We start from the raw sequence: 11,753 nt of genomic DNA on the forward strand, positions 1-11,753 counted from the left end.
GGAGTCGTGCAGCAGCGCATCGAACGGCTGACCACGTCCGACGGCGTGCAGATCGCGTACGCCTCGGTCGGCTCGGGTCGGCCGATCGTCTACGTCACGGGCTGGCTCAGTCACCTCGAACTCGGGTGGGAGCTGCGGCAGGAGCGCGCGTTCTATGAGGGGCTCGCCGCGGGATGCCGGCTGCTGCGGTACGACCGTGCCGGGTCGGGGTTGTCGGTCCCGTCCGCGCCGTCCGAGGCTCCGGATTCGGATTCCTCGCCGTCCCTGGAGCGCGAGCTCGATCAGCTGAGCGCGGTGATCGCGACCCTGGGACCGGAGCCGTTCGACCTGGTGGGCACCTCGATGGGGTCCCTGGTCGCCGTCGCCTGGGCGGCCGCGCACCCGGAGTCGGTCCGCAGCCTCGTGCTGTACGGGGGGTGGGTGCGCGGCGCCGACATCTCCCCGTCGGGTGCGCAGGAGAACGTGCTCGGGCTGATCGACTCGCACTGGGGGCTGGGATCCGACGTGCTCACCGAGATCTTCGCGCCGGACGCCGATGCGACGACGCGGCAGGAGTTCGGTCGCTACCAGCGGGCCTGCTCGACGGCGGCGACCGCGCGGGCGCTCCTGGCGATGAGCTACCGGCTCGACATCGGCGAGCTCCTCGGCGAGGTACGCGCGCCGACTCTCGTCGTGCACCGCGCGCATGACCGGGCCGTGCCGCTGGCCCAGGCCGCCGTCCTTGTCGACGGGATCGCCGGGGCGCAGCTGATCGTGCTTCCGGGCCGTTCGCACCTGCCGTACATCGGGGATGCGCACGAGCTCGTGACCACGATTCGACGATTCCTGGGTCTGCGGGCCGCACGCCGGGGTGCCCTCGACCTGACCCCGCGGCAGCGCGAGGTGGCGGCCCTGGTCAGTGCGGGATGCACCAATCGCGAGATCGCGGAGCGGCTCGGCATCGGTGAGCGCTCCGCCGAGGGCCATGTGGAGCGGATCCGGTTGCGGCTGGCGGTCCGGTCGCGTGCGCAGATCGCCGCCTGGCATGCCGCTCAGGGGGACCGGCGCTGAGCGGCGAGGTGGGGTAATTCCCCGCCTGTCGCGCGGCGCGGCATCCAGCAGAGTGGGGCGATCGACTCGAGACGCTCAGGAGCAGCCATGATCGACACCACCCCGACCACCCCGTCGACCCCGACCATCGGGTTCGAGCTGCACCGCCGCAGGGGGCCCTTCAACGCCGCCTTCTTCCGCGTGATGGGTCCGTACCTCGAGCGGAGTCTTCGCCCGCGCAAGCGACGCGTCTTCGCGGAGCTGCCTCGCGAGGTGGTCGAGATCGGGTCCGGCGTCGGCGCCAACCTCGCCTACCTCCCGGCCGGTGGTCGTCTCATCGCGATCGAGCCGAACCGGTACATGCATGCGCGCCTCCGGTCGGCGGCGCAGCGCCACGGCGTGCAGCTCGAGCTGCACGAGGCGATGGCCGAGCGCACGGGCCTGCCCGACCACAGCGTCGACAGCGTGATCTCGTCGCTCGTGCTGTGCTCCGTGGCCGATCCCCTGGCGGTGCTCGCCGAGATCCGCCGCCTGCTGCGCCCGGGCGGCACCTTTCGCTTCGTCGAGCACGTCGCGGCCGCGGACGGCTCGGTGACCCGCGCCGCGCAGCGGATCCTCCGCCGGCCCTGGGCGTGGACCTTCGAGGGCTGCTCGTGCGAGCGGGACCTCGAGCAGTCCATCCTCGAGGCCGGATTCGCGAGCGTGAGCGTCGAGCACTATCGACTGCAGACCCCCTTCCTTCCCTTCAACACGCACATCGCCGGTACGGCGCAGGCGTGACGGACGTGATCCGGCACGGGGAGCCGGGCGTGAGATCCGAGACCTTCGAGTGGGCCGGCCCCGTCATCGGCTCGCGCGTCGACACCGGGGTGTCGGGGGTGGCGTACCTGAGCGGCCTCGGCGACGGGGTGTTCGCCCCACCGCCGATCGGCCCTCTGATCAGTGCCGAGATCCTCGAGGTCGCGCAGGGGAGGGTTCAGCTGCTCTGTTCGGCATCCGAGTCCCAGTTCGGTCTTCTCCGGGAACTCGATCCGGGCGCGGCGAACCTTCTGGTCAACGCCGCCATCGCGTGCGTCGGGCACAGCCTGACCGGGCCCCGGCAAGGATGGGCGACGGTCGAATCGCGCACCCGCTACATCCGGCCGGTCTCGCCGCAGCCCGGCGCCCTGACGGCGACCGCCGAGGTGGTGATGTCGCTGCCGTTGCGCACCGTGGTCAGGGGCGAACTCGCCGATGGTCGTGGTCAGGTGCTGTCGACCGTCACGGCGACGCTGCACCTCTTCGACTTCGACGGGGAGTAGTTCGGGATGCGGAGCTCGCGGGCGCGCGCTCGCAGGGTGGCGTAGGTCTCCTCGGTCGGTGCGGGCGTCGGGGTTCGGTCGGTCTCGGTGTCGGTGCTGGTGCAGCTGCCGGGGTGGTCTTCGCGACGGCTTAAACGACGAGCGCGCGAATCGCCGCCGCGGCGGCGCCGCGGGCCCAGTCCTCGAAGGTGTGAGGGCGCACCACGATGCGGGCGTGCACAGCGGACCCGAAGACGTGCTCCGCGTAGGTCTGGCGCAGCCGCTCCTCGAACAGATCGAAGTGGGCGACCGCCTCGCCGCCGATGATGACGAGCTCCGGTCCGACCATGTTGACCAGGCTGGCGATCGCCGTTCCGACCACGGCGCCGGCCTCGCCGAACGCCTGACATGCCGCTGCATCGCCGGCGTGCGCCAGGTCGACCGCCTCCTCGATGTCGATGGACCGGCCGTGCGCCTGCGAGATCGCACCGACGATGGAGCTCGTCGCCGCCACCGCTTCCACGCAGCCCCGTCGACCGCAGGGGCAGATCCGGTCCGGCGAGGTAAGAGGCAGGTGGCCGATCTCGCCGGCGACGCCGTAGGCGCCCTCGACGACTTCGCCGTTCAGATGGAGGCCGGAACCGATCCCGCGCCCGATCGTGACGATCGCGAACGAGCTGGTCCCGAGCCCGACACCGAACCAGTGCTCGCCGATCGTGAGGGCGCGGACGTCGTTCTCGATGATCACCGGCATTGTGAGCCGTCGGCCGAGCTCGGCGCCCAGCTCGACATGACTCCACCCCATGAGGGCGGACTCGCGGACCATGCCGCTGTCGGTGTCCACGTCACCCGAGACGGCGACTCCGACGCAGGAGAGGCGGGGGCCGAGCGCACCGAGCGCGATCTGCAGACGCTCGCACATCGCCACGATCCCGTTGACGACGTCGTTCGGTTCATGCGATACCAGGGGAGTCCGCTCGGTGGCGAGGATGCGGGTGGTGATGTCGGAGGCCACGCCGATGAGCTCGTCGGCGTTGACTTTGACGCCGATCGCGACCATGGCCTCGGGCACGATCGCGACGGGCGCCATCGGCCGGCCGGGAAGACCGTCGCGTCGAGAGTCCAGGGTGTCGTCGACGAGCCCCACCGTAACGAGAGGGATGACGGCCTTCGTCACGGCGGCCTGCGACAGCCCGGTGAGACGGGCCACCTCGGTCCGGCTGATCGGGCTGTGCGTGAGGATCGTCGTGAACACGCGAGTGGCGGAGTCCGTCGACGACCGCAGAAGCGCGGTGCGCGCGTGGGTCTCGTCGTTCATCGGATGATTCCTTGCTCGTGCGGACACACTAGCGGGCGGGAGCAGGAGCCCCCGCCCGCTAGTGGAGGATCCTCGCTACTTCTTGGCGAGGATCTCTTCGGACTTCTGCTGCGCGGTCTTCAGGAACGACGTGGTCGACTCGCCGTTGAAGAATCCCTCGAACATCGGCTGGATGGTGTCGGCCAGTTCCTGCCCGTTCGCCGTCGGCTGGGCCGGGTAGAGAGTGCCGTCCTTCAACTCGTTGACGAAGCTGGAGATGTCGACGCCCTGCGTCTTCTGATAGTCGACCGCCGACTGCAGCGACTTCGCGATCGACGGCAGGAAGGTCGCCGTCTTGCCGGCAACGGTCTGGCACGCCTCCGACGACTTGTACGCCACCCACTTGAAGGTCTCATCGGCGTGCTTGGTGCCGACGAAGATGTTGTCGGCGTTCGAGTTGCTGATCATCGAGCGTCCCTTCGGTCCCTTGACGGTCGGGGCGATCCCGACCTTGAGGTTGGGCACCTTGGTGATCGAGGTGGCGTTCCAGGTGCCGTCCTGGGCCATGGCGACCTGGCCGGCACCCATCTGCTCGGCCGACGAGACCGTGAACTGACCGAACTTCGGCATGAACCCGCGGGCGCTGAGACTCTGAACGTAGTTCAGGGTCGCCGCGAGGTTCTCGTTGTCGAGGTCCAGCTTCTTCGGCCAGGCCGGAGTGTCGCCGCCGAGACGCCATCCGGTCGTTGACGCGAACGGGTTCCACGACGTCTGGCCGTTCAAATCGCTCGAAGCCAGGGTGCCGACGCCATACGTCTTGATGTTCTCCTTGTCGAAGCCGGCCTGATCGCCGCGGACGCCGTTCTTGTCGATGGTGAGGTGCGCGACGATCTTGTCGAACGTGCCGCCGTCGGTCGGGTTCCAGGTCATGTCGTCGATGTCGGAGGCGGTGTACCCGGCGGCCTTGATCATGTCCTCGTTGAAGTAGATCGCCGAGCCGGCCCAGTCGACGGGGATGCCGTACTGCTTGCCGTCGGTGTACTTCCACGAGGCGACGCCCACGCTGTAGCGCTTGAGGTCGACGTTGTTCTTCTTGATCAGGTCGTCGAGGGGCATGATCTGCTTCTGCCCCGCGTACTGGCCGAGGTTCGGCACACTGTTCTGGAAGGCGTCCGGCGCGGTGCCCGCGACGAAGCCGGCCGTGAGCTTGGTGAAGTAGTCGTTCACGTTGTACTGCGACACCTTCACCGTGATGTCGGGGTTCTCTTTCTCGAACCCCGGAACGCAGAGCTTGTAGGCCGCGGCCTGCTTGTCGTCCCAGGTCCACCAGTTGACGGTCACCTTGCCGCCGGAGGCGCCTCCGGTGGAGCAGGCGGCGAGTGCGGCGGCTGCCAGCCCGGCGATGGCCAGCCCGGCGATGATGCGGAGCGTCTTCATGAGTTCCTCACTGTGATTGCCCGGACGCCGTCGCTGGCGCCGGAACGGGGTTGTGTGGTGGGTCGGTGACGACGACCGAGCCTCCGGCGGGGAGGTGGACGTCGAAGCGGGTGCCGCCGGAGCGCACGACGACGTCGCGCGGCGTGCCGAGCAGCTCGTGCAGGGTGGCGCTGTGCAGTCGGCCTTGCGACCATTCGAGGTCGACGGCGACCGCGCCGCGGGCGCGCAGGCCGTCGACCCGGCCCTCCGGCCAGGCGGTCGGCAAGGCGGGCAGCAGGTCGATCGAGCCGAGGTGGCTCTGCAGCAGCAGCTCGGCGATCGCGGCTGGGAAGCCGAGGTTGCCATCGATCTGGAACGGGGGATGCGTGTTGAACAGATTCGGCAGCAGGCCGCCCCACTCCGAGCCGTCGACGGGGCCGTGCCGGTGGACGTCGCCGTCGTAGGGGGTGAGCGCCTCCTCCAGGAGGTCGAGCGCGGCGTCCCCATCTCCGAGTCGGGCGCGCAGCGCGATCTTCCACGCCCACGACCACCCCATCGCACCCGGTCCCCGGGCGTCGAGGAAGCGCCGCGCCGCGTCGGCGATTTCCGGGGTTCGGTCCGGCGAGATCAGGTCGAGCGGGTGCAGGCCGATCATCGGCGAGAGATGACGGTGCCCCGGCTCGTGATCGGGAACGTCGGCGGACCATTCCCGGATCCTGCCGTCGGCACCGACGGCCGCGGTAGGAAGCGCCGCGAGTGCCAGGTCGATCTCATCGCGCAGCGGGCAGTCCGGCTCGACGCGGTCGATCGCGGCCAGGGCACGTTGGAACAGGGCGCGCACGAGGTGCACGTCCATCGTCGCCGTGAGCCCCAGCGCATGAGGCCGGCCGTCGGCGTCGGCGTACTGGTTCTCGGGAGACGTCGAGGGGGCGAAGTACCCGACGCCCTGCTCGTCGACGAGCATCCAGTCGAGGCAGAACTCGGTCGCGCCGCGGAGCAGCGGCCAGACGCGGTCCCGCAGCAGCTCGTCGTCGCCGGCGTACTCGACCTGGTCCCACAGAGAGTGGCAGAGCCACACGCCACCCATCATCCAGATGGCCCAGCTCGGCGCCCCGTGTCCCATGCCGACAGCGAGGCTCCAGCCCCAGAGATCGGTGTTGTGGTGGGCGACCCAACCACGGCATCCGTAGAGCTCGCGCGCGACGTGACGGCCGGTGGCCGCCACGCGCTCGACCAGCGAGATCAAGGGCTCGGCGTTGTCGGGCATGCCCAGCGGCCCGGTCGCCCAGTAGTTCATCTGGGTGTTGATGTTGATCGTGTAGTTGGATGACCAGGCCGGCCGCAGATCGCCGTTCCAGATGCCCTGGAGATTGGCCGCTGGTCCTCCGCGCCGCGAGGCGGATGCCAGCAGGTAGCGCCCGTACTCGGCGGCGATCGTGGCGCGGAGGCCGTGGTCCTGGCCGTGAAGCATGTCGGCATCGACGTCCCACCGGCCCCCGCGCCGACCGCCGATCGCGAACCGCGCCGCCGGGACGCGCCGCGCAGCGGCGACGTGCCCGGGGCAAGGGAGCTGCGTCTCGTCGTCGATGACGGCGAGGGCACGATCCCTGGCGCGATCGCGGATCGCCTCGTGTGAGACGGTCCGCCACTCGTCACCGGCCGCGTCGGCCCACCACGACTCAGCGCGGGTCGATGTCGAGAGGGCGATCAGCAGCCGGCGGGCATCGTGGATGCGAAGGCCGGAGCCGTCGGTGTCCACGGTGCCGTCGCTCCGCACCGCGATGGCCGCGGTGGCGAAGCCGTCATAGGACCCGGCGTCGGGTTCGGCGTAGCGGTGGGCCGGGATGACGGATGCCTCGTGCAGGGGCGCCCCGTCCACGGGCACCGACAGGTCGAGGGTGATCGACTCCGGCTCCGCGTGCCGAGCGAGTTCCCGCAACGGCGTCGAGATTGCGACCGTCACCTCGGGCAGGGGCGCGTCACCGATGATCTCGACGAGGAGCACGTGGTCCGACACCCAAGACCGCCGGCGCAGCCGCCCTCCCTCGACTTCCAACTGCTCCAGCACGACGGCCTCATCGAGGTCGAGCACGCGCGCCGGCTCTCCCGCTGCCGGGGCGGCGCCCGGGATGCCGACCTCAAGGTCGACGAAGGGGAGGAACTCCTGGGTGTAGTCCCCTTCGAACGTCATGAGGAGTGCTTCGGCATCGTCGAGCCGGCCCGCGGCGAGGGCACTGCGTACCTCGGCCAGCCGTGCCGGGCCGGCCCCGGCGGAGACGAGTCGCGCGAGCTCCAGCGCCGGGCCGTCGGGTGTGCCCGACCAGACGGTGGAGTCGTTGACCTGGTAGTGACCCGAGGCGCCGCCAAAGACCATGGCGCCGATCCGGCCGTCGCCGATCGGCAGGGCCTCCGTCCAGTCGCGGGCGGGGTTCGCCCATGACAACTGCAGTGTCGGTTCGGTCATTTGAGCCCCGTGAAGCCGATCGAGTTGACGATGCGGCGGCCGAAGACCATGAAGAGCACGAGCATCGGCGCGGCGGCGATGAGCGTCGCCGCCATGAGACCGGCCCAGTCCGGCTGCGACTGCGGCGAGGACTGCTTGAAGATCGCCAGGCCCAGGGTGAGCGGCGCGACGCTGTTGTCGCTCGTCACGAGCAGCGGCCAGAAGTAGTCGTTCCACTGGCCGATGAAGCCGAGGATCGACAGCGTGATGATCGGCCCGTTCGTCATGGGCAGGCTGATGCCGAACAGCATCCGCCACTTGCCGGCCCCGTCGAGGAGGGCGGCCTCCTCGATCTCCGTCGAGAGACCGAGCATGAACTGGCGCAGGAAGAAGATGTTGAACGCCGAGAACAGCGCCGTGGGCAGGATCATGCCCGCGAAGGTGTTCAGCAGGCCGAGATCTTTGATGAGCACGAAGTTCGGGAGCAGGGTCAGGATGCCCGGCACCATGAGCGCGGCAAGGAAGAACGAGAACACGAGCTCCCGGCCGCGCCACTGCAGTCGTGAGAAGGCGTACGCCGCCAGCAGCGAGAAGAACACGATGAGCGCAGTCGACACCGTCGCGTAGATCACCGAGTTGAGCACGTAGTGCAGGAGCGGCACCGAGGCGCCCGAGCCGCCTTGTGCGACGGCCTCCTGGGTGCTCTCGAGTCCCAGGACCCGGAGGAACGGCCCCCAGGTGAATCCGACAGGAAGCGGGTTGGACGGGTCGGCGATCATCGCGAAGTTGTTCGACAGCGCCGACCGAAGCATCCAGTAGAAGGGGAACAGCGTGATGAGCACGACGAGCACCAGGTAGCCCCACGCGATCCCGCGCCCCACGCTGGGGCGGCGACGGGAACGACGTGCCGCGGGGCGTGAAGGGGCCGCGGTCGCAGCGGTGCCGCTCATCAGGCGTTGTCCGATTCATTCGCGCGCAGCAGTCTCATCTGCACGAAGGTGATGACGATGAGGATCGCGAAAAGTGCGAGCGACATCGCCGACGCATAGCCGAAGTCGAACTGCCCGAACGCCTTCTTGTAGATGTACATCTGCAGCACGAGCGATGCGTTCGCGGGGCCGCCCTTGGTCGCGACCGACACGATGTCGAACACCTGGAAGGCGCCGATGACGTTGAGCACGACGACGAGGGCGAGGATCGGGCGCAGCAGCGGCAGGGTCAACCGGAAGAACATCTTCGGCTCGCTTGCGCCGTCGATGCGGCCGGCCTCGTAGATCGTCGGGGGGATCGTCTGCAGGCCGGCGAAGATGATGATCGAGGTGTAGCCCAGGTTCTTCCAGACGCTGATGATCGCCAGCGACGGAATGGCCCAGTCGCGCGAGGTGAGGAAGCGCACGGGGCTGCCGCCGAGCTGTTCGAGGACGACGTTGACGATGCCGAGCTGCGGGTCGAGGATCCACGACCACACGGTCGCGGCGACGACCCCGGAGATCAGGAACGGCAGGATGATCAGCCCTCGCAGCACGGTCGACTTGGTAACCCGGTGCAGGACGGCCGCGGTGATGAGCGAGAGGAGCAGCGTCAGGGTGACCGCGACGAGCACGAAGTAGACGGTGACGAGCAGCGACGACCAGAAGGTGTCGTCCTGCACCAGGTCGATGAAGTTCTGCACCCCGATCCACTGGGGTGCGCTGAGCAGTCGGTAGTCGGTGAAGCTCAGGTAGACGCCGCGTAGCGTGGGGTAGACGGCGAACACCAGGAACCCGATCGCCGCGGGGGAGATCAGGATCCACGCGAGGCGCGCGTCGCCGCGATGCGACGGGGCCAGCGCGTTGAGCGGGCGGCGCGAGGTGCGCCCGCGCTGCGCACGGCCGGGGGCCGCCGGGGCGGCGGCGGGGGCTGTCGTTGAGAGCGTCATCGGTCTTCCTATTCGGCCCGGCGACCATGCCGGGCATGCAGTCCTGTCGGGTCTCGGAAGCTGACTTCGTCGACCCTGGGGTTGCACAGGTCACAGTAGACGTGGTTTATTGACGACGTCAAGTAACTCGAGAACCTGGAGCTCACGATGCTCGACGGCACCGATGCCGTGGTCACCCTGCGTGCCGCAGGCGCCTCCCTCGTGGTCGACACGACGGGTCGCGTCCCCTGTGTGCTGCACTGGGGCGCCGACCTCGGCCCCGTCGACCAGCGCACGGCCGCGGCGCTTCGCGAGACCTCGATCCCGGCCGTGCTCAACAACTCGCCGGATGCCCCGCGCGTGTTCAGCGTGTGGCCGGCGGAGTACGAGGGCTGGTTCGGAACGCCCGCTCAGGAGGGCCATGCCGGCGGGACCGCGACGACTCCGCGTCCCGAAACCGTCGCCGTCGTGCATCGCGTCGACGATCACGGCGGCGGGAGCATCGCGATCGAGCTGGTCGACGTCGTGACCGGGATGCGCGCGCGGCTGACGCTGACACTGGACCCCTTCGGCGTCCTGGCGATCGACATGTCGATCGAGCGCGACACCTCACTCGTCACGGGCTCCGACATCGGCTCCGGCGCGGCGCCCTACGCGCTGAGCGGACTTCGGGCGATGCTCCCCGTTCCCGAGCGCGCCGTCGACATCCTCGACTTCTCCGGCAAGTGGTGCCGCGAACGCTCGCCCCAGCGGGGTCCGCTGCTCGACGGGACCCACGTGCGCCGGGCGCGGCGCGGCAAGCCGGGCCACGACGCACCGTACCTGGTGGTCGCGGGCACCGCCGACCTCGGGTTCGGGCGGGGTGAGGCCTGGGCGACCCACCTGGCCTGGAGCGGCGATGCCGAGTACCTGGTCGAGCGGCTGCCGGAGGGCGCCGGAGCCCTCAGCTCCGTGCTCGGCGTCGGCGAGGCCCTGCGCGCGGGCGAGGTGATCCTCGCCGGCGGCGAGCGCTACGACGCCCCGACCGCGTTGTTCGTCTGGAGCGGCGCCGGCCTCGACGGCCTCGGCGATCGGCTGCACCGGCGGCTGCGGGCCCGCGCGACGCACCCCGTGTCGCCGCGTCCGCTGACGCTCAATACCTGGGAGGCCGTGTACTACGACCACGACCTCACGCGACTCACCGAGCTCGTCGAACGCGCCGACCGGATCGGGGTCGAGCGCGTCGTCCTCGACGACGGCTGGTTCCACGGCCGTCGCAATGACGGCGCCGCGCTCGGCGACTGGACGGTGGACGGCAGCACCTGGCCCGACGGGCTCGGCCCTTTCGTCGACCTGGTCCATGGCCGCGGCATGCAGTTCGGGTTGTGGTTCGAGCCTGAGATGATCAGCCTCGACTCGGATCTGGCTCGTGAGCACCCCGAGTGGGTTCTCGGCCCGCGGCAGGGCCACGGCCTGCCGGCCCGGCACCAGTATGTGCTCGACATCGCCCGCCCCGACGCATGGGCGCACGTGCTCGACCGGGTGAGCTCGATCATCGCGGAGTACAGCGTCGACTACGTCAAGTGGGACCACAACCGCGATCTCTCCGAGCCGGTCGGCCGACGTGACGGGGTCGACCGGCAAGTCGTCCGCGAGCAGACCATCGCCCTCTATCGGATGCTCGACGAGCTTCGGCGACGTCACCCCGGGCTCGAGATCGAGACCTGCTCGGGCGGCGGCGGGCGCATCGACCTCGGCATCCTGGATCGCACCGACCGTGCCTGGGCGTCGGACTGCAACGACCCGGTCGAGCGCCTCCAGATCGAGCGCTGGACGCGCATGCTCCTGCCGCCGGAACTCATCGGTTCGCATCTCGGCGCAGAACGCTCCCACACCACGGGCCGCCGCACCGAGCTCTCCTTCCGACTCGCGGTCGCCCTCACCTCCCACGCCGGGATCGAGTGGGACCTGCAGGAGGCGGATGACGCCGAGCTGGAGCGGATCGCCGCGTGGTCGCGGAGCTACCGCGAGCTGCGCGGCCTGATCCACACCGGTCGCGTCGTCAACGCCGACCTCGCCGACGACGAAGTGCTGCTCAGCGGGATCGTCGCCCACGACGGCAGCCGTGCGCTCTACACCTGGGCACGGCTCGCGACCTCGGCCGCGGGCCAGACCGGCCGAGTCCGGTTGCCGGGGCTCGACCCGCGGGAGCGCTACGTCGTGCGCATCCGCACCGAGCTCGGCGACGCAAGCCGACACGAGAACGTCGACCCCGCGTGGGTCGCCGACGCCGCGACCGTCGGCGGAGCGGAGCTGCCCGGCTCCGTGCTGGCGGTCGCAGGCCTGCCGCTGCCCACCCTCAACCCGCAACAGGCGATGGTCTTCGACGTCCAGCGCCTCCCCTGACGGCCC

At 69.8% G+C, this 11,753-nt stretch carries 9 protein-coding genes; 4 read left to right on the forward strand and 5 right to left on the reverse strand.

Annotation, left to right across the window (positions count from 1 at the left end; all coding sequences use genetic code 11):
- The first annotated feature begins 6 nt into the window (after positions 1 to 6).
- From ACFPJ4_RS10505 to ACFPJ4_RS10515, 3 genes are all read left to right on the forward strand, one after another.
- Positions 7 to 1,050: an alpha/beta fold hydrolase gene (locus ACFPJ4_RS10505; protein ID WP_386740356.1), complete on the forward strand. Its 1,044-nt coding sequence runs from the start codon at positions 7 to 9 to the stop codon at positions 1,048 to 1,050.
- 87 nt (positions 1,051 to 1,137) lie between these two features.
- Positions 1,138 to 1,809 carry a class I SAM-dependent methyltransferase gene (locus ACFPJ4_RS10510; protein ID WP_386740357.1) on the forward strand — a complete coding sequence of 224 codons (672 nt, stop codon included), beginning with the start codon at positions 1,138 to 1,140 and terminating at the stop codon, positions 1,807 to 1,809.
- A gap of 29 nt (positions 1,810 to 1,838) precedes the next feature.
- Positions 1,839 to 2,330, forward strand: a complete 492-nt coding sequence (locus ACFPJ4_RS10515; protein ID WP_386740358.1) for a PaaI family thioesterase — start codon at positions 1,839 to 1,841, stop codon at positions 2,328 to 2,330.
- Positions 2,331 to 2,460: 130 nt separating this feature from the next.
- On the opposite strand, the gene ACFPJ4_RS10520 is transcribed toward ACFPJ4_RS10515, so the two are convergent.
- The 5 genes from ACFPJ4_RS10520 to ACFPJ4_RS10540 form a co-directional block, all read right to left on the reverse strand.
- Positions 2,461 to 3,627, reverse strand: a complete 1,167-nt coding sequence (locus ACFPJ4_RS10520; RefSeq protein WP_386740359.1) for an ROK family protein — start codon at positions 3,625 to 3,627, stop codon at positions 2,461 to 2,463.
- 75 nt (positions 3,628 to 3,702) lie between these two features.
- A complete protein-coding gene (locus tag ACFPJ4_RS10525; RefSeq protein WP_386740360.1) occupies positions 3,703 to 5,043 on the reverse strand; it encodes an ABC transporter substrate-binding protein in 1,341 nt (446 codons plus the stop codon).
- Between the two features lie 7 nt (positions 5,044 to 5,050).
- On the reverse strand, positions 5,051 to 7,486 hold the full coding sequence (locus tag ACFPJ4_RS10530; protein ID WP_386740361.1) for a glycosyl hydrolase family 95 catalytic domain-containing protein: 2,436 nt from the start codon (positions 7,484 to 7,486) through the stop codon (positions 5,051 to 5,053).
- The gene (locus tag ACFPJ4_RS10535; protein ID WP_386740362.1) at positions 7,483 to 8,415 is read right to left on the reverse strand and encodes a carbohydrate ABC transporter permease; all 933 of its coding nucleotides are present in this window, start codon (positions 8,413 to 8,415) and stop codon (positions 7,483 to 7,485) included. Before ACFPJ4_RS10535 ends, ACFPJ4_RS10530 begins: the two co-directional genes overlap by 4 nt.
- The gene (locus ACFPJ4_RS10540) at positions 8,415 to 9,383 is read right to left on the reverse strand and encodes a carbohydrate ABC transporter permease (RefSeq protein WP_386740363.1); all 969 of its coding nucleotides are present in this window, start codon (positions 9,381 to 9,383) and stop codon (positions 8,415 to 8,417) included. Before ACFPJ4_RS10540 ends, ACFPJ4_RS10535 begins: the two co-directional genes overlap by 1 nt.
- A gap of 147 nt (positions 9,384 to 9,530) precedes the next feature.
- On the opposite strand from ACFPJ4_RS10540, the gene ACFPJ4_RS10545 reads away from it, so the two are divergent.
- Positions 9,531 to 11,747, forward strand: coding sequence for an alpha-galactosidase (locus ACFPJ4_RS10545; RefSeq protein ID WP_386740364.1), 2,217 nt, complete (start codon positions 9,531 to 9,533; stop codon positions 11,745 to 11,747).
- The last annotated feature ends 6 nt before the right edge of the window (positions 11,748 to 11,753 follow it).

Source organism: Lysinimonas soli, from assembly GCF_042655435.1.
GTDB classification, from domain to species: domain Bacteria; phylum Actinomycetota; class Actinomycetes; order Actinomycetales; family Microbacteriaceae; genus Lysinimonas; species Lysinimonas soli.

Excerpts from the sequence above, each read along its gene's own strand:
- ACFPJ4_RS10545 (WP_386740364.1), top strand. The coding sequence starts at position 9,531 with ATGCTCGACGGCACCGATGCCGTGGTCACCCTGCGTGCCGCAGGCGCC.
- ACFPJ4_RS10535 (WP_386740362.1), bottom strand. The coding sequence starts at position 8,415 with ATGAGCGGCACCGCTGCGACCGCGGCCCCTTCACGCCCCGCGGCACGT.
- ACFPJ4_RS10540 (WP_386740363.1), bottom strand. The coding sequence starts at position 9,383 with ATGACGCTCTCAACGACAGCCCCCGCCGCCGCCCCGGCGGCCCCCGGC.
- ACFPJ4_RS10510 (WP_386740357.1), top strand. The coding sequence starts at position 1,138 with ATGATCGACACCACCCCGACCACCCCGTCGACCCCGACCATCGGGTTC.
- ACFPJ4_RS10530 (WP_386740361.1), bottom strand. The coding sequence starts at position 7,486 with ATGACCGAACCGACACTGCAGTTGTCATGGGCGAACCCCGCCCGCGAC.
- ACFPJ4_RS10525 (WP_386740360.1), bottom strand. The coding sequence starts at position 5,043 with ATGAAGACGCTCCGCATCATCGCCGGGCTGGCCATCGCCGGGCTGGCA.
- ACFPJ4_RS10520 (WP_386740359.1), bottom strand. The coding sequence starts at position 3,627 with ATGAACGACGAGACCCACGCGCGCACCGCGCTTCTGCGGTCGTCGACG.